This is a genomic window from Telluria sp. ZB4P37 (genome assembly GCF_059685855.1).
The window spans coordinates 64168-81218 of record NZ_JCASID010000004.1 but is presented as its reverse complement, the minus strand read 5'-3'; the positions used below and the strand labels follow the sequence as shown (position 1 = coordinate 81218).

Here is a 17051-nt window from a genome sequence, read left to right as displayed (position 1 = left end):
TTATCTGGAAAAATTAACGCGGGGTCTTCTGGCTGAACAGGGTGCGCGACACGATGTTCAGCAACAGCACGGTAAAGGTCACGAGCAGCGCGCCGCCCCAGGCCAGCGAACGCCAGTCGTCGTATGGGCTCATCGCGAACTGGTAGATCACGACCGGCAGGTTGGCCATCGGCGCATTCATGTCCGCGCTGAAGAACTGGTTGTTCAGTGCGGTGAACAGCAGCGGCGCGGTCTCGCCCGAGATGCGGGCCAGCGCCAGCAACACGCCGGTGATCACGCCGGCCTTGACGGCGCGCAGGCGCACCATGGTCGCGACCTTCCAGCGCGGCGCGCCCAGGGCAAAGGCCGCCTCCAGCAGGCTGTTGGGCACCAGGCGCAGCATGTTGTCGGTGGTGCGCACCACCACCGGCACCGCGATCAGGGACAGCGCGATGGTGCCGGCATAGCCCGAGAAATGCTGGACTTTGGCGACGTAGATCGCATACACGAACAGGCCGATCACGATCGACGGGGCCGACAGCATGATGTCGGTCACGAAGCGGGTCACCTGGGCAAATTTGTTGCCCTCGCCGTATTCGGCCAGATAGATACCGGCCAGGATGCCGATCGGGGTGCTGATTGCGGTCGAGAGGCCTACCATCATCAGGCTGCCGAGGATGGCGTTGCGCAGGCCGCCCCCCTCGCTGCCCGGGGCCGGCGTGTCGGCCGTGAACATATTGCCTGAGAGCGCGCCCAGGCCGTTGATCAGGAGGGTAGCCAGGATCCAGGCCAGAAAGGCCAGGCCGATGCCCATCGCGGCCACGGACAGCACGATGCCGAAACGGTGCGCCAGCAGGCGCTTGCGGTAGACGGGATTTTTCGCGGTCGTCATTATTTGGTTCCTTCATTGCGGGACATCCCGAGCAGCATCAGCTTGGCTGCCGACAGCACGATGAAGGTGATGGCGAACAGGATCAGGGCCAGCGCGAACAGCGAAGACACGTGCAGGGGCGAAGCCGCTTCGGCGAATTCGTTGGCCAGGGTCGAGGAAATCGAGTTACCGGCCGAGAACAGCGACCACGACAGGTCGTGCGCATTGCCGATCACGAAAGTCACCGCCATGGTCTCGCCCAGGGCGCGCCCCAGGCCCAGCATCACGCCGCCCACCACGCCGTTGCGGGTATAAGGCAGCACGACCTTGCGCACCACTTCCCACTTGGTGCAGCCCAGGCCATAGGCGGACTCCTTGAGCACGGTCGGGACGATCTCGAACACGTCGCGCATCACCGAGGCGATGAAGGGAATGATCATGATGGCCAGGATCAGGCCGGCGGTCAGGATGCCGATGCCCATGACCGGGCCCTGGAACAGCTGGCCGATCACCGGCAGCTGGCCGAGGGTGCTTTTCAGCAGCGGCTGGACGTGGTCGGCGAACAGCGGCGCGAACACGAACAGGCCCCACATGCCGTAGATGATCGAGGGCACGCCGGCCAGCAGCTCGACCGCGGTACCCATCGGGCGGCGCAGCCAGACCGGGCAGATCTCGGTGAGGAAGAGCGCGATCCCGAAGCTGATCGGGAAGGCTACCGCCAGCGCGATCATCGAGGTGGCGAGCGTGCCCCAGATCGCGATCATGGCGCCGAACTGGTCGTTCACCGGGTCCCACTCGACGCGGGTCACAAAACCAGGACCGAACTCCTTGAAGGCCGGCCAGGCGCCGACCATCAGCGAGGCGATGATGCCGACCAGGACCAGCAGCACCGAGGCCGCGAACAGCAGCGTGACCTTATGGAAGAAGAAATCCTGGATGCGCTGGTTGCGCATCGTGTTGCGCAGGGCGGCCGAGTGGAAGCCGTTGGCATTGTCCTCCTGCTTGGGCAGGTCGGGCATCGCGACGGAGGTTTGTACGCTCATAACTTTTTGTCAATCTTGCTGGCGAACGAAAGGGCTGGCGTTCCGTAAAACCGCCAGCCCTTCCCTTCGCTGTGGAAGGGAAATTACCAGAGCGCCTTGCCCGCAGCGTCCTTCACATTGGCGCGCCAGGCATCTTGTACGAGCTTGGTGACGGCATCCGGCATCGGCACATAGTCCAGCTCGGCCGCTGCCGCATCGCCGTTCTTGTAGGCCCAGTCGAAGAACTTCAGCACTTCCTTGCCCTTGACACCGTCCGCCTGGCTCTTGTGCACCAGGATGTAGGAGGCGCCGGTGATCGGCCAGCTGGCCTTGCCGGCCTGGTTGGTCAGCACCACGGCGAAGCCTGGCGTACCGGCCCAGTTGGCGCCGGCGGCGGCGGCCTTGAAGGCTTCATCATCCGGCTGCAGGAAGGCGCCGTCCTTGTTCTGCAGCTGGGTGTGCTGCATGCGGTTCTTCTTGGCATAGGCCCACTCGACATAGCCGATCGCGCCCTTGATGCGCTGCACGTTGGCGGCCACGCCCTCGTTGCCCTTGCCGCCCACGCCCACGGCCCATTTCACCGCGGTGCCGGCGCCGACCTTGGTTTTCCATTCGGCGCTGGTGTGCGACAGGTAGTCGGTCCAGAGGAAGGAGGTGCCCGAGCTGTCGGCGCGGTGCACGACCGTGATCTCGGTGGCAGGCAGCTTCACGCCCGGGTTCAGCGCGGCGATCTGCGGGGCATTCCAGGTCTTGATCTTGCCGAGGAAGATGTCGGCGACGACGGCGCCGGTGAGCTTGAGCTGGCCCGGGGCGGTGCCCGGCAGGTTCACGACCGGCACCACGCCGCCCATGATGGCCGGGAACTGGAACAGGCCGGCGGCGTTCAGTTCAGCGGCCGACAGCGGCATGTCCGAGGCGCCGAAATCGACGGTTTTGGCCTTGATCTGCTTGATGCCGGCGCCCGAGCCGACCGACTGGTAGTTCAGGCCGTTGCCCGAACTAGCCTTGTACATCTCGGCCCACTTTGCGTAGATCGGATACGGGAAGGTCGCGCCGGCACCGGTGATGTTGGCGGCCTGGGCGGAGGCGAAGCTGGAAGCGGCGATGGCGACGGAGACGAACAGATGCTTCATGCGCATGGTGGTTCCTTTGGAAAGAGGCCCGGGATGAGTCCCGTTCATTTGACGTTGCGAAGTCTACTGCCCGATTATGACAAGTTCATGACAGATGTAATAATCGGGCGCACCGGACGTAGCTTGCCCGGGTTTCGGACACGGGCGCACACGATTGCAGAGACTGCCCCGGGCAGGGTCCGGCCGGCCCCGGCTGATGCAAATATATTACGTTCCGGCCCCTCCGCCTGCCTTGTAAAGACAGCGGCTTCTGCTAACCTGAAGACAGGTTTTCACAAGGAGGGGATGCTGAAAGGCGTTGAGAGTTATGTTCAGTATTATGGTATTTGGTATCCTGAGTGGTTTGGCCGGACTCGTTGCTTTCGAGATCTTCCAAGAGGTCAAAGGCAGCAAGGATAGCCTAACCGATCACTATCACGAATAGTGTGGATCCGATTCTTCGGATCATGTCATAAAGCGACAAAACGGCGAGGCCCAGAGGGCACTCGCCGTTTTGCATGGGGCCGCAGCACGGCCCGGACCGCCTCGCCGCCCGATTCAGCGCAGGTAGCGCGCCACCGCCGTCATCGCCGCCAGTTCCAGGTTCAGGAACTGGAAGCCGACCTTGAATTCGCCATTGCTGAAAATGCAGTAGAGCGCCCGGGCACGCGCGCTGATGGCTATCTGCTTGCCGTCGATGAGCAGTTCGAAACTGACTTGCCCGGTCTGGCCGACCGGCAGCGGGTCGGGCAGGTTGATGCAGACGCCATTGGCGCCGAGGTCGCTGGTGCGGCCGCTGGCCGGAGCCGCGCCTTCCATCGCCACGCGGGCGCGGGTACGCAGCAGCTTGCGTTCGGATGTCCTTTGTTCTGAAAACACGTTGTGCCAATACTGTTAGAGAGTGAGCGAATGCGGCAGGCAGGATTATCAGAGCGCAGATGCGCTCAGTCGAGTTCGCGCAGCTTGGTGAAAGCCTGGTCGATGCGCTCGACCGCGATGATGGTCATGCCCTCGATTTTCTGCTTCGGCACGTTCCCTTTCGGGATCAAGGCATGGGAAAACCCGAGCTTGGCCGCTTCCTTCAGGCGCTCCTGGCCCCGTGGCGCCGGGCGGATCTCGCCGGCAAGGCCGACTTCGCCGAACACCACCAGGCCGCGCGGCAGCGGCTTGTTGCGCATCGACGAGTTGATCGCCAGCAGCACGGCCAAATCGGCCGCCGGTTCGGCGATCTTCACGCCGCCCACGGCGTTGATGAACACGTCCTGGTCGAAGGCGGCAATGCCGGCATGCCGGTGCAGCACGGCCAGCAGCATGGCGAGGCGATTTTGTTCCAACCCGACAGACAGGCGGCGCGCGTTGGGCAGGTGGCTGGCGTCGACCAGGGCCTGGATCTCGACCAGCAGCGGGCGCGTGCCCTCTTGCGTGACCATCACGCAGGAACCCGGCACCTGGCTGTCGTGCTGGGACAGGAACAGGGCCGACGGGTTCGACACGCCCTTCAGGCCCTTCTCGGTCATCGCGAACACGCCCAGTTCGTTCACCGCGCCAAAGCGGTTCTTGATGGCCCGCACCAGGCGGAAGCTCGACTGGGTATCGCCCTCGAAATACAGCACGGTGTCGACGATGTGCTCGAGCACACGCGGGCCGGCCAGCGCGCCCTCTTTGGTCACGTGGCCGACCAGAATGATGGTGATGCCGGTCTGCTTGGCCACCCGGGTGAGCTGGGCCGCGCATTCGCGCACCTGGGCCACCGAGCCCGGGGCCGAGGTCAGCGCGTCCGAATACAGGGTCTGGATCGAGTCGATCACCGCCACTTCCGGCTTGAGGTCGGCCAGGGTCCCGAGGATCTTCTCCAGCTGGATCTCGGCCTGGAAATTCAGCTCGGACGAATCGACCGACAGGCGGCGCGCGCGCAGCGCGATCTGGGAACCGGATTCCTCGCCCGACACGTAAAGCGTGTTGCGGGTAGCGGCCAGGTTGGCGAGGGCCTGCAGCAGCAGGGTCGACTTGCCGATGCCCGGGTCGCCGCCGATCAGCACCACGCCGCCGGCCACCAGGCCGCCGCCGAGGACCCGGTCGAATTCCTCGATGCCGGTGCCGAAGCGCGGCACGTCCAGCGCGTCGATGTCCTTGAGCGAGAGCACCGGTGCGGTCTGGGCCAGGCTCTTATGCTGGACCTGCGACATGCGGTTCACGCCCGGGGCCTCGACCACGCTCTCGACCAGGGTATTCCAGGCCTTGCAGTCGGGGCACTGTCCGGCCCAGCGACTCGCGGTGGCGCCGCATTCGGTGCAGACAAAAGCGGTTCGTGATTTAGCCATCGGTTCCCATCCGTCCTTCTTGTACGCGCACCCGCTGAGCGAGTGCGCACATCAGTTCATAGCCGATCGTACCGGCCGATTGCGCCACCTCGTCGATCGGCAGGCCGTCGCCCCAGAGCGTGGCCTTGCTGCCGATGCGGGCATTGCGGATCGGCGTCAGGTCGACCGTCATCATGTCCATCGACACCCGCCCGACCAGCGTAGTGCGCACGCCGTCGACCACCACCGGGGTGCCGTGCGGCGCGTGGCGCGGGTAGCCGTCGGCATAGCCGCAGGCCACCACGCCCACAGTCATCGGGCCACTGGCCTCGAAGCGGCTGCCATAGCCGACGGTGTCGCCGGCCTTGATTTCCTGGATGCCGATGATCTCCGAGCGCAAGGTCATGGTCGGGAGCAGGCCGTAGTCTTGCGCGCTGCGCCCGCCCGGAGTGCCGCCATAGAGCATGACACCGGGCCGCACCCAGTCGTTCGACAGCGCATCGCCCAGTTGCGGCTGGTGCAGCACGCCGCCGGAATTGGACAGGCTGCGTTCGCCCGCCAGGCCGCCGGCGCCATGCTGGAAGCGGCGCACCTGCTCGGCGATCGTCAGGCGCGGGTGTTCCAGCTCGTCGGCATTGGCGAAATGGGTCATGTGGGTGATGTTGCGCACGCCGGGAATCGCGCGCAGGCGCTTGAAGGCCGCCGCGTACTCGCCGGGCTGGAAGCCGAGGCGGTTCATCCCGGTATTCATCTTCAGGTGCACGTCGATCGGGCGGTAAAGCTGGGTGTACTCGAGCATCTTGATCTGCTCGATGTTGTGGACCGCACTGTTGATATTGTGCTCGGCCAGCAACGGCACGTCGGAGGCGTCGAAGATCCCCTCAAGCAGCAGCACCGGCTTGATCCAGCCGCTCTCGCGCAGGCGCACCGCATTCTCGGTCTCGATCAGGGCCAGGCCGTCGGCCAGGGCGAAGCCGCGCATGGCGCGCTCCAGGCCATGGCCATAGGCGTTCGCCTTGACGACGGCCCAGATCTTGGCCTGCGGCGCGCAGCTGCGCGCACGCGACAGGTTGTGTTGCATGGAATCGAGGTGGATGGTAGCGGAGAGCGGACGTGGCATCGTCAATACCGGCGTTTTGCAGCCGGCTTTCAAAGGCTGGGAAAGGATCTATTTTACCGGAGTGGGCCGGGGCGTGCCGACGCGCGTACTGCTGACAGGCCCGGTTTTCCTTTTGGTGCGGAGACCATTCATGGTATAAAGCAACTCGGACCAGCTTTTACTCTTTTAGAATGAACCGTGGTTTTTATACCATCATGGCGGCGCAGTTTTTCTCGTCGCTGGCAGACAATGCGCTCCTGTTTGTTGCGATCAGTCTGCTGACGTCGATGAATGCCCCGGCTTCGCTGACTCCCCTGCTGAAGCTTTCATTCGTGCTCTTCTACGTGCTGCTGGCCGCCTTCGTGGGCGCCTTCGCCGACTCGCTGCCCAAGGGCCGCGTGATGTTCATCGCCAACCTGATCAAGGTGTTCGGCTGCGCGCTGATGTTCCTGAGCGTGCACCCGCTGCTGGCCTATGCCGTCGTGGGTTTCGGCGCGGCCGTCTACTCCCCTGCCAAATACGGCATTCTGACCGAATTGCTGCCGCCCGAAAAACTCGTTCCCGCCAATGGCTGGATCGAAGGGCTGACCGTGATGTCGATCATCTTCGGCACCGTGCTGGGCGGGACCCTGGTCAGCACGCGCGGCAGCGCCTGGCTGCTCGGCTTCGACATCCCCGGTATCGAGAGCGGGATCGACACCGGCGCCGAAGCGGCGATGTCGGTGGTGGTGGTGATCTATGTGCTGGCCACCTTGTTCAACCTGCGCATCCCGGACACCGGCGCGCGCTACGAGCACCAGGAACGCAACCCGGCCAAGCTGATCGCCGATTTCGCCAACTGCTCGGCGACCCTGTGGCGCGACAAGCTTGGCCAGATTTCGCTGGCCGTGACCACCCTGTTCTGGGGCGCCGGCGCAACCTTGCAATTCATCGTGCTGAAATGGGCCGAGCGCTCGCTGCACATGCCGCTCGATAAGGCGACCAACCTGATCGGCGTGGTGGCGATCGGCGTGGCGCTGGGCGCCGTGATGGCGGCGCGCATGATCCCGCTGCGCAAATCGCTCACCGTGATCCCGCTCGGGATCATCATGGGCCTGGTGGTCTGCAGCATGGTGTTCGTCAAGTCCGTGAACTTCGCCTATCCGCTGCTCACGCTGATCGGCTTCCTGTCGGGCTTCTTCGTGGTGCCGATGAACGCCCTGCTCCAGCACCGCGGCCACGTGCTGATGAGCGCCGGCCATTCGATCGCGGTCCAGAACTTCAACGAAAACCTGTCGATCCTGACCATGCTGGCGCTGTACGCGATCATGATCACGCTGAACCTGGACCTGGACATCATCGTCGTCATGTTCGGCCTGTCGGTGGCCGGCATCATGTACTTCATCGGACGCCTCCACGCGGCGAACCAGCGCGAGCATGATTCGCTGGCGCTGATTGGCGAGCATAAGCACTAAGACCTGCAGGTATTCGTAGGGTGGGCCGCTTCGCCGCCCGCGCGTTCAAATCAAATCTGAATGATCGTCGCGGCCAATCGCCAGCTGGTTGAACGCGTGGGTAGGTAAAACAGTCCAGTGGACTGTTTTACGCCCACCCTAAGGGCGACGGGCTGCGGCGCGCTCGCGCCAATCGTTCGGCACGATGAAACCGCGCTCGACCTCTTCGATCACTCCCGGCATATTGCGCACCACCGCCACCAGCACCGGCGTCGAATTAAGCTCGAACTGCGCCTCCAGCTCCGCATGCAGCTGCGCGCCATTCATCATCCATTCGGCTGAACTGGCGCGGAACGGGGCCAGCCACTGCAGCTTGGGCAAGACCAGGAAGCCTTCTCCGGCCAGGGTGCCGATGTCTTCCAGGGCGCACCAGAAACCGCGGCAATGGCCGGCGGCGATGCCGCGCATGACGGGCCAGCTGCCGGCCGGATAAAACAGCCAGCCCATGACCTGCGCCCGTGCCCGGGCGACGGGACGCGGCAGCAGCGCCTGCGCGGCAGGGTGCTCGCCCAGGCTGAGCTGGCGCTCGAAGACCTTGCGCATCTTGGCCCCCAGGCTGTCGGCCAGGTTGGGGCCGACCAGCGCGTCCATCTCGCGCCCGCCCTCCCCTTCGAGCAGGTAGAACTTGGTGGCGAACTCGATGTGCTCGACCGCATCCGGTCCGTCGTCCAGTAAAAAGTCGAACTCGCCGACGGTATCGTTGCGGTTGGCGCGCACCTGCAGGCCGTGGGCCACCAGCATGCCGTGCTGTTCATAATAGAAGGCCATCAGCTTTTCGGCGTACAGGCCAAGGCGCGTGTAGACGCGGGGCCCTAGCGCGGCGTCCAGCGCGGAAGGATCGTGGTCGAGTTGATTCAGCCAGGCGGCGATATCGGGCGTGATCGGGCCCACTGTGGCGATGCGACCGGCCCACAGCGGGTGGCGCGCATCGAGCAGGCCGGGTGCATCGAGCAGCCAGGCCAGGGCGCGCACCCGGGCGCGCCGCAAGTGGCCCCAGCGGCGGTGGAAGCCCTGCTGGTAGCTATCGAGGGGCGCGTCCATCCGTGGCCTTCGCCCGGCACAAGTCGATCCAGGCCAGCGCCTTGTCGGCGCCGCGCCGCAGCAGCTCGCCCGGATGCAGGGTCGCCACCATCGGCACATCACCCAGTCGTTGGGTGGCGCCGCGCGAACCGGTCAGCGGCTCGGAGAGCGGTTTGCCGAGCAGGCCGTTGGTGGCCACCTGGCCCAGGGTCAGGACGGTAGCGGCGCCGCACAGTTCGCGCTCGCGTTCCAGGAAGGGACGGCAGGCCGCCACTTCGTCCAGCGTCGGCGCCCGGTCGCCGCCATTGCGGTTGGCGGGGCGGCATTTGACCAGGCTGGTGATGTAGACGTCGGTCTCGCGCGACATGCCGACCGCCTGCAGCATGTTGTCGAGCAGCTTGCCGGGGTCCCCGGTCATCGGTTCGCCGGCCTTTTCATCGATGGCGCTGGCGGTGCCCGCCGCGACCAGCCAGCGCGCGGTGCGCGCGCCGGTGCCGAATACCGGCTTGCGGCCTTCGCTGCAGGCACTGCAATGCCTGCAATTGGCCACCGCAACGCGCAAGCCATCCCAGTCGAGCGCGGAGACGTCGACCTGTTCGGGCGCGGGAACAGGTTCGACTACCGGAGGCGTCCAGCTGCGCGCGGGCGCCGGCTCGGCGACCTGGCGCGGCATCGGCGGGGGCGCCAGCGGAGCCGGCTGCGCTACCGGCGCGGGTGCGGCCGGAGCGGCTTCGTCGACAAGGTCCAGCGCAGCGGGCGCCGCACGCACGCTCCACAGCGGGCCGATGCCCATCTCGGCCAGGAAGGCCGCATCGCGGTCGCTGATTCGGTTCACAGGTCCAGCCTCATCACAATGGCATCCTCGCGCAGGCCGGCATGGGCCGGGTAATAGCCTTTGCGGCGCCCGATTTCGCGGTAGCCGTAGCGGCGGTAGACATCCAGTGCGCGCTCGTTCGACGGACGCACTTCCAGCAGGATCGAGTCCATGCCGGCTTCTCGCGCGCGCGCGCCAATGCGGTCGAGCAGCTGGCGACCCAGGCCCTGGCGCTGGAGGCCGGCAGCGACCGCCACGTCGAGCAGGTGGGCTTCGTCGACCGCGTACATCAGGAGGTAGTAGCCGGCCAGCGCGCCATCGCGGTCACGGACGGTCCAGGCATCGTAGCCGCTGGCCAGCGAATCGGTGAAATTGGTCCGGCTCCACGGATGCGGGAACACGCTGCATTCGAGCGCGTGCACTTCGTCCAGGTCGCCAGGCACCATCGGCGCGAACGCCAGCTGGTCAAGTGCGTTCACGACCGTCATGCGCCCGCCTTGGCCGCATTGATCGCCAGGCGCTCGGCGCTGGTGAAGGCGATCTTGTTGCGCAGGTAGAGCGGCTGGGCCTGGGCCGCCGGCAGGCCCAGGCCGGCGGCCAGGGCGGGCACTGCCAGCAGCGCCATTTCGCGCGCCTGCGGCAGGATGTCGCTCAGCGCCCCCGCGGCGAAAGCCTTGCCGGCAAACGCGTCCGGGTAGGCCGAGAAGCCATTGCCGCAGGCGGCCAAACCATCGGCCGGGACCGGATGCACGGCGTCCGGCGCCGACAAGGCAGGCGCCACGACCTCAAGCCAGCCGCCGTCGTAACGGTACTGGGCCCAGTAGACCTCGTTCATGCGCGCGTCCAGTACTGCGAGCACCTCAGTCGCGCCGGTGCGGGCGCGGCAGGCTTCGGCCATCGCGGCCAGGGTCACCATCGGTACTACCTGCAAACCGGCCCCGAAAGCCAGGCCCTGTGCCACGCCGCAGGCGGTGCGCACGCCGGTGAACGAACCGGGACCGGCGCCGAAAGCCACGGCATCGCAATCGGCGAGCCGGATACCGGCTTCAGCCAGCAGCTCCTGCACCATCGGCAAAATCGATTGCGAATGGGTGCGCACGCCGGTGGTGGAGCGGGCGAAGACGGTGTCCCCGGCCAGCAGCGCGCAGGACGCGAGCTCGGACGAGGTTTCGATGGCGAGGATGTTGGGCATGCCGACATTTTACCCGCTCGGCCGCGCATCGACTACGTCCCCGGCGCCGGCATTTCCCCGGATGCACAAGAACTGCGCAACACGCGGTAGAATTCGGCTCATGCAAAGCCTGACACTCGATTCCGCCAACCGCGCGGCCATCGCCGCCGCCATCGAAGGAGACGCCCTCACGGTCGCCTGCCTGTGCGCCGCCTGGTGCGGCACCTGCGCGACCTACCGCGCCACCTTCGAGCTGCTGGCGGCGCGCCATCCGGACAAGACCTTCGTATGGATCGACATCGAAGACCAGGCCGACATCGTGGGCGACCTCGACGTCGACAACTTCCCGACGCTGCTGGTGCAGCGCGGCGATACGGTGGTTTTTTTCGGCACCATGGTGCCGGATCCGCACGTGGCCGACCGCCTGGTGCAGGCCCAGGCCGCGCAGACGCCGGAAGAAATGCGCTGCTGGGCCAACTCGAGCGAAGAACGGCGCGCCTGGCAGCGCGACTGCAACCTGCGCGCGCTGCTGGCGGCCTAGATTAACTTCCGCTTAACCTTCTCAAACTTCGATTAGCTCTACTTAACTCAGCCGCAGCGGCAGGCTGCGCAGCCGCTGCCCGGTCAGCGTGAACACGGCCGCGGCCACCGCCGGCGCAATCGGCGGCGTGGCCGGCTCGCCCACCCCTTCCGGATGCGCCGCGCTGGGCAGGATGATGGTCTCGACCTGCGGCGCCTCGTGCATGCGCAGTACCGGATAATCGCCGAAGTTCGACTGCTGTACCCGCCCGTCCTTGAGCGTGATCTCGCCATACAGCGCTGCCGACAACCCGAACAGCACACCGGATTCCACCTGCTGGGCCACGATGTTCGGGTTGACCACGATGCCGCAGTCGATAGCGCACCAGACCCGGTGCACGCGGATGTTTTTTCCTTCCACCGACACCTCGGCCACCTGGGCCACCGTGCTGCCGAATGAGCGGTGCAGCGCCACGCCGTGGGCCCGGCCGCCCGGGGGCCGGCCGGCGCGCGCCACCGCGGCATCGAGCACCGCCAGCGCGCGTGGCTGCGTCTTCAAGAGCGCTCGCCGGAACCCCACGCCATCGCGCCCGGCAGCATGCGCCAGCTCGTCGATGAAGCCCTCCTTGAAGAAGGCATTGTGCGAATGTCCCACCGAGCGCCAGTAGCCGATTGGCACCGGGCTGTCCACGGTCACGTGGGCGACGCGCTGGTTGGCGATCGCATACTGCATGTCATACTCGCCTTCGGCCGTGGTCTTGTCCGGCCCCAGGCCCGGCAGACCCAGGTTGCGCGCGAAATACTGGTGGCCGATGGCGCCGCCGGCCGACTTGTTATCCCAGGCCAGGATGTTCCCCGCGGCGCCGAGATGGGCGCGAAAGCGCGCCAGCGCAGCCGGGCGGTAGACGTCATGGGTGGTATCGTCCTCGCGCGTCCAGATCAGCTGCACCGGCTTGCCCCCAAGCGCCATGGCCACCGCCACCGCCTGCGCCACCATGTCCGCTTCCAGCCGGCGCCCGAAACCGCCGCCCAGCAGCATCACCTCGATGGACACGTCTTCACGGGCGACGCCCGCCACGCGCGCCGCCACGTCAACGGCCACGCTCGGCACCTGGGTCGAGGCCCACAAGCGCACCTTGCCGCCTTCTACCTGTGCGGTGCAATTCACCGGTTCCAGCGCCGCATGCGCCAGGTAGGGTGCGCGATATTCGGCAGTGACGGTGAGCGCCGCGCCGCGTACGTCCTGGCTGCCCGCCTCATGGTAGACATAGCCGCTGTCTTCATCGAGCGCGCGCGCGAATTCCTCGAACACCGCCTCGGTCGACAGCTGCGCCGACGCCCCTTCGTTCCAGGTCACCGGCAAGGCCGCCGCGGCCTGGCGCGCCTGCCACCAGCTGGCGGCAACCACCGCCACGCCTGCGCCGGCGCCGGTGCGCTCGCCCGGCGTGCCGGGAATCGCGACCACCTGCAGCACCCCCGGCATCGACGCCACCGCCGCGGCGTCGAAGCTCGCCAGTTCGCCGCCAACGACCGGCGACATCTTCACTGCCGCGTAGACCATGCCAGGCACCCGCGCATCGATGCCGAAGCGCGCGGCGCCGGTGACCTTGGCGCGGCTGTCCAGCCGCGGCACCGGTTTGCCGATCAGGCGAAATTCCCTGGGCTCCTTCAGGCGCACGTCTCCGGCGTCGATGCCGGCGCCGACGCGGGCCGCATCCTGCGCGAGCGCGCCATACGCCAGGCGTGCGCCGCGCGTGTGGATCACGAAACCGTCTTCGGTCCGGCATTGCGCCAGCGGCACCCGCCAGCGTTCTGCTGCCGCCTTGACCAGCATGGCGCGCGCCACGGCGCCGGCTTCGCGCATCGGCAGCCAGGCGTCCTTGACGCTGGTCGAACCACCTGTAAACATGATGCCCAGCTCGCGTCCCAGCTTGGCGGCCAGCCACTGCGCGCCCTGGCGCGTGCGGCCATCATCATCAGGGTGGAAAGGCAGGGTTTCGCGCAGGACCGTGAGATTGGCGTAGATCTTGTCGATCGGGGCCTGGACTACCCGCACCGAGTGCAGCGGCACGTCGAGCTCCTCGGCCACCAGCATCGGCAGCGCGGTATGCACGCCCTGCCCCATTTCGCTGCGCGGCACCACCACCGAGACCGTGCCGTCGGGCGCGATCGCGACCCAGCCGTTCAGGCCGACCGCGCCGCCTTCGACGGGCAGCGGTTCGGCCGCATGCAGGCGCTGGCGCGGCGGCTGGAAGCCCCAGCCGACCAGCAGGGCGCCGGTGCCAAGCAGGCCGCCGGCGAGGAAACGCCGGCGCCCGCGCTTCGGCTTGTCGTCAGCTTGTACCTGGGTTGCCTGTTGCGGCCTCGTTTGCGTCATCGCGTTCTTTTTCGTGTCCCTGGCCCCAGCGTGCCAGTATCTCCGCCGGCAGTACCGGCCGGCTGTATAGATAACCCTGCGCATGGCTGCAGCCATGGCGCAGCAGGAAGGCCGCCTGCTCTTCCGATTCGACGCCCTCGGCAATCACCGACAGGTTCAGGCTCTTGCCGAGCTGGATGATCGCCACCGCGATCGCCTCGTCGCTGGCATCGGTCGAGATGTCCTTGATGAAGCTGCGGTCGATCTTCAGGGTCTGCACCGGCAGCTGCTTCAGGTAGGCCAGCGACGAGTAACCGGTCCCGAAATCGTCGATCGCCAGCCCGACGCCGATCGCGCGCAGGTTGTTGATGTACTCGAGCGCGTCGCCGGTATTCATGATGACCGACTCGGTGACCTCGAGCTGCAGGCGCGCCGCACTCAGACCGGCGTCTTGCAGGACCGCGGCCACGGCCGGCGCCATGCTGCCGCGGTCGAACTGGCGCACCGACAGGTTCACCGCCATCTTCGGCACGTGCAGCCCATCCGTTTCCCAGCATACCATCTGGCGGCAGGCCTCGGCCAGTACCCATTGCCCCAGCTGGCCGATGAAACCGGTGTCCTCGGCCACCGGGATGAAGCGCGTCGGCGGAACCAGCCCCAGCTCGGGGCTCTGCCAGCGAACCAGCGCCTCGACGCCGACCAGGCGACCGCTCTCGATGTCGACCTGGGGCTGATAATGGAGGAAAATCTCGTTCTTCTCGATCGCGCGGCGCAGCATGGTTTCCAGGCGCAGGCGCTCGACGCCCTCGCCGCTCATCGAGGGCGCATAGAACTGGTAGCCGTTGCGCCCGCGCGCCTTGGCCTGGTACATCGCCACGTCGGCGTTCCGCACCAGCATGTTCACGTCCAGGCCATCCTGCGGGAACAGGCTGATGCCGATGCTGGCGGTGACGAACAATTCGTAGCCCGAGACCGTAAATGGCTGCTCGAACAGGGTCATCAGCTTGCCGGCCGCGTGGCCCGCGCCGAACTCGCCCTTGGCGTCTTCGAGCAGCACGATGAATTCGTCGCCGCCCAGACGCGCCAGCGTATCGCCCTCGCGCAGGCACCTGGTGAGCGCCGCTGCCACCTGCTTGAGCAGCTCGTCGCCGACGTGGTGGCCGAGCGTGTCGTTGACGTTCTTGAAGCGGTCCAGGTCGATGAACAGCACGGCCAGCTGCTCGTCGGCGCGGGCGGCGCGGATCATCGCGTGCTGCAGGCGGTCGTGGAACAGCAGGCGATTCGGCAGCGCGGTCAGCGGGTCGTGGTGGGCCAGGTGATCGAGCTTGTCCTGCGATTCCTTGACCTTGGTGATGTCGCTGAACACGCAGACATAGTGGGTGACCGAGTCCTGTTCGCCGCCATCGTCGCTGCGCACCGCCGACACCGTGAGCGACTCCAGATAGACCTCGCCGTTCTTGCGGGTGTCCCAGATCTCGCCGCGCCAGAAGCCCGTATCGGCCAGGTCGCCCCACAGCTGCTGGTAGAAGCCGTCGTCGTGGCGGGTCGAGCGCGTCAGGCTCGAATGCTGGCCCAGCGCTTCGCGCTCGGTGTAGCCGGTGATCTGGGTGAAGGCCGGGTTGGTGGCGATGATGCGGCCGAACACGTCCAGCACCATCACGCCGTCGGCGATGTGTTCGAGCACGGTGGCGGCCAGGCGCAGCTTTTCCTCGGCCTGCTTGCGCTCGGTGATGTCCGCGAATACCCAGATGCTGCCTTCGTTCGGGCGCAGCGGATCGAGTGCGCTGCCGCTCACCAGCAGCCAGAAGGGCGTGCCGTCGCGGCGCCGGAACTGGATTTCCTCGCCGGTATCGAGGCTCCCGGCGCGTGCCGGATAGCTCTCGAGCCAGCCCTGCTCGTATTCGGCGCGGCCTGGGAACAGGATCTCGGTCGAGCTGCCGACCATGCCGCCGTCGGCATAGCCGAACAGCGCTTCGCCGCGGCGGTTGGCCGAGACGATGCGGCGATGGCGCACGAACAGCACGCCGAACATGACATTGTCCAGGATCGCGCCCTGCTCGGTCAGCAACGCCTCGATGCGCATTTCGTCGTGCTTGCGCGCGCTGATGTCGTAGATGATGCCGTCTACGCGGAAGGCTTCGCTGCCCCACTCGCCCTGCGGCTGGCCGCATTCCAGCACCCAGCGCTCGATGCCGCCGGCGTCGACGATGCGGTACTCGACTTCATACGGGATCCCGGCCAGCAGCGCATCCTTGGCCGCGTGGCGCTGCAGGCGGCGGTCTTCGGGATGGATGATGTTGCACCAGTCGTCGGTGGTGGCCAGCATGAAGCGCTCGGCCCGATAGCCGGAGATCTCCTCGATGGCGTCGCTGACGAAATCGATCGCGCCGCCCGGGCGGGCGCGGAACACGGCGCCCGGCACCTGGGTGACGATGGTGCGGAACTGCTCCTCGCGCCGGCCGATGTCGGCGAACAGCTCGCCGATCGCCATGCGCATGCGCTCCATCTGGCTGCCCAGGCGTCCCAGCTCGTCGGCGGCGCTGAGCACCAGCGGGGTATCGAAGTCGCCGCGCGCCAGCCGGTCGGAGAAACCGGTGAGCGTGCGCAGCGGCGAGAGCAGCCGGCGCCGCAGCAGCAGCGCGATCAGCAGCAGCGAGATGCCGAGCTGGATCGCCAGCACCAGGGCGTAGTCGCGCTGCTTGGCGCGCAATTCCTGCTGGCTGAGGTAGTCGCCCATCTCGATCGCAACGCGGCCGATCTTCTGGCCCTGCACCACGATGTCGCGCTCGGCGCGGTAGGCGCGCGCGCCAGGCAGCAGCACGGCGCGCCGACTGATGATCTCGGTTTCCGACACCCCGCGCACCTCGAGGTACACCACGGCCGGGTCGCGCATGAAGGAGTCGACCAGCGAACGCGCCGCCTCGAGGTTCATGTCCCAGAGCGACTCCTGGATCCCGAGCGCCAGGATGTCGGCATTGCGCTGCAGCGCATCGTTCAGGCCGTAGACGGCGGCTTCGCGCTCCTGCACCCCGATCAGGAACACGCCGCCGACCACGGCGGGCACCGCCAGGCTGCCGAAGACCACCAGCAGCAGCGCGCAATAGATCGAGCGGCCATAGAGCCGGCGCAGCCGGGCCGGCAATCCGCGGAAGGTGAAGCGTGGGAGGGGCATCGGGTAGTCGGCGCGACCCTGCGCTTGCGCAAGGCAACACCCATTTATCTATGGCAAGGGAATGCCTTGATTATGCATGTTAGATAGCAATGCGTCACGCAATTGCAGAGGGCGCCGGAATGC

14 protein-coding genes are annotated in these 17051 nt (G+C 66.6%); 2 read left to right on the top strand and 12 right to left on the bottom strand.

What is annotated here, in order from left to right:
- Positions 1 to 13 precede the first annotated feature (13 nt).
- The 6 genes from pstA to alr form a co-directional block, all read right to left on the bottom strand.
- On the bottom strand, positions 14 to 871 hold the full coding sequence (gene pstA / locus AC56K1_RS09695; RefSeq protein ID WP_497157634.1) for a phosphate ABC transporter permease PstA: 858 nt from the start codon (positions 869 to 871) through the stop codon (positions 14 to 16).
- Positions 871 to 1869, bottom strand: a complete 999-nt coding sequence (gene pstC / locus AC56K1_RS09690) for a phosphate ABC transporter permease subunit PstC (RefSeq protein ID WP_497157814.1) — start codon at positions 1867 to 1869, stop codon at positions 871 to 873. The genes pstA and pstC overlap by 1 nt, the downstream gene beginning before the upstream one ends.
- A gap of 107 nt (positions 1870 to 1976) precedes the next feature.
- Positions 1977 to 3011: a phosphate ABC transporter substrate-binding protein PstS gene (gene pstS, locus AC56K1_RS09685; protein ID WP_497157633.1), complete on the bottom strand. Its 1035-nt coding sequence runs from the start codon at positions 3009 to 3011 to the stop codon at positions 1977 to 1979.
- 531 nt (positions 3012 to 3542) lie between these two features.
- On the bottom strand, positions 3543 to 3863 hold the full coding sequence (locus AC56K1_RS09680; protein ID WP_497157632.1) for a PilZ domain-containing protein: 321 nt from the start codon (positions 3861 to 3863) through the stop codon (positions 3543 to 3545).
- A gap of 65 nt (positions 3864 to 3928) precedes the next feature.
- Positions 3929 to 5305 (bottom strand): DNA repair protein RadA, encoded by a 1377-nt coding sequence (gene radA, locus AC56K1_RS09675; RefSeq protein ID WP_497157631.1) that lies wholly within the window; start codon positions 5303 to 5305, stop codon positions 3929 to 3931.
- Positions 5298 to 6404, bottom strand: coding sequence for an alanine racemase (alr, locus tag AC56K1_RS09670; protein WP_497157630.1), 1107 nt, complete (start codon positions 6402 to 6404; stop codon positions 5298 to 5300). The genes radA and alr overlap by 8 nt, the downstream gene beginning before the upstream one ends.
- A 170-nt stretch (positions 6405 to 6574) precedes the next feature.
- On the opposite strand from alr, the gene lplT reads away from it, so the two are divergent.
- Entirely contained in the window at positions 6575 to 7837 is a 1263-nt protein-coding gene (gene lplT / locus AC56K1_RS09665; RefSeq protein WP_497157629.1) for a lysophospholipid transporter LplT, read from the top strand.
- Between the two features lie 138 nt (positions 7838 to 7975).
- On the opposite strand, the gene AC56K1_RS09660 is transcribed toward lplT, so the two are convergent.
- From AC56K1_RS09660 to tsaB, 4 genes are read right to left on the bottom strand one after another with little or no spacing between them, the layout of a single operon-like run.
- Positions 7976 to 8917 carry a DUF1853 family protein gene (locus tag AC56K1_RS09660; protein WP_497157628.1) on the bottom strand — a complete coding sequence of 314 codons (942 nt, stop codon included), beginning with the start codon at positions 8915 to 8917 and terminating at the stop codon, positions 7976 to 7978.
- Positions 8898 to 9731, bottom strand: a complete 834-nt coding sequence (locus AC56K1_RS09655; protein WP_497157627.1) for a uracil-DNA glycosylase — start codon at positions 9729 to 9731, stop codon at positions 8898 to 8900. Before AC56K1_RS09655 ends, AC56K1_RS09660 begins: the two co-directional genes overlap by 20 nt.
- A complete protein-coding gene (rimI, locus tag AC56K1_RS09650; protein WP_497157626.1) occupies positions 9728 to 10198 on the bottom strand; it encodes a ribosomal protein S18-alanine N-acetyltransferase in 471 nt (156 codons plus the stop codon). Before rimI ends, AC56K1_RS09655 begins: the two co-directional genes overlap by 4 nt.
- Positions 10195 to 10902: a tRNA (adenosine(37)-N6)-threonylcarbamoyltransferase complex dimerization subunit type 1 TsaB gene (tsaB, locus tag AC56K1_RS09645; protein ID WP_497157625.1), complete on the bottom strand. Its 708-nt coding sequence runs from the start codon at positions 10900 to 10902 to the stop codon at positions 10195 to 10197. The genes rimI and tsaB overlap by 4 nt, the downstream gene beginning before the upstream one ends.
- 100 nt (positions 10903 to 11002) lie before the next feature.
- On the opposite strand from tsaB, the gene AC56K1_RS09640 reads away from it, so the two are divergent.
- A complete protein-coding gene (locus tag AC56K1_RS09640; protein ID WP_497157624.1) occupies positions 11003 to 11422 on the top strand; it encodes a thioredoxin family protein in 420 nt (139 codons plus the stop codon).
- 42 nt (positions 11423 to 11464) lie between these two features.
- On the opposite strand, the gene AC56K1_RS09635 is transcribed toward AC56K1_RS09640, so the two are convergent.
- Both AC56K1_RS09635 and AC56K1_RS09630 read right to left on the bottom strand, forming a co-directional pair.
- Complete coding sequence (locus tag AC56K1_RS09635) at positions 11465 to 13777, bottom strand: xanthine dehydrogenase family protein molybdopterin-binding subunit (RefSeq protein ID WP_497157623.1); 2313 nt, start codon at positions 13775 to 13777, stop codon at positions 11465 to 11467.
- Complete coding sequence (locus AC56K1_RS09630) at positions 13734 to 16928, bottom strand: bifunctional diguanylate cyclase/phosphodiesterase (protein WP_497157622.1); 3195 nt, start codon at positions 16926 to 16928, stop codon at positions 13734 to 13736. The genes AC56K1_RS09635 and AC56K1_RS09630 overlap by 44 nt, the downstream gene beginning before the upstream one ends.
- Positions 16929 to 17051: the final 123 nt, after the last annotated feature.

Coding starts and splice junctions, on each gene's coding strand:
- pstA (WP_497157634.1), bottom strand. CDS start 871: ATGACGACCGCGAAAAATCCCGTCTACCGCAAGCGCCTGCTGGCGCAC.
- pstC (WP_497157814.1), bottom strand. CDS start 1,869: ATGCCCGACCTGCCCAAGCAGGAGGACAATGCCAACGGCTTCCACTCG.
- pstS (WP_497157633.1), bottom strand. CDS start 3,011: ATGCGCATGAAGCATCTGTTCGTCTCCGTCGCCATCGCCGCTTCCAGC.
- radA (WP_497157631.1), bottom strand. CDS start 5,305: ATGGCTAAATCACGAACCGCTTTTGTCTGCACCGAATGCGGCGCCACC.
- alr (WP_497157630.1), bottom strand. CDS start 6,404: ATGCCACGTCCGCTCTCCGCTACCATCCACCTCGATTCCATGCAACAC.
- lplT (WP_497157629.1), top strand. CDS start 6,575: ATGAACCGTGGTTTTTATACCATCATGGCGGCGCAGTTTTTCTCGTCG.
- AC56K1_RS09660 (WP_497157628.1), bottom strand. CDS start 8,917: ATGGACGCGCCCCTCGATAGCTACCAGCAGGGCTTCCACCGCCGCTGG.
- rimI (WP_497157626.1), bottom strand. CDS start 10,198: ATGACGGTCGTGAACGCACTTGACCAGCTGGCGTTCGCGCCGATGGTG.
- tsaB (WP_497157625.1), bottom strand. CDS start 10,902: ATGCCCAACATCCTCGCCATCGAAACCTCGTCCGAGCTCGCGTCCTGC.
- AC56K1_RS09640 (WP_497157624.1), top strand. CDS start 11,003: ATGCAAAGCCTGACACTCGATTCCGCCAACCGCGCGGCCATCGCCGCC.
- AC56K1_RS09635 (WP_497157623.1), bottom strand. CDS start 13,777: ATGACGCAAACGAGGCCGCAACAGGCAACCCAGGTACAAGCTGACGAC.
- AC56K1_RS09630 (WP_497157622.1), bottom strand. CDS start 16,928: ATGCCCCTCCCACGCTTCACCTTCCGCGGATTGCCGGCCCGGCTGCGC.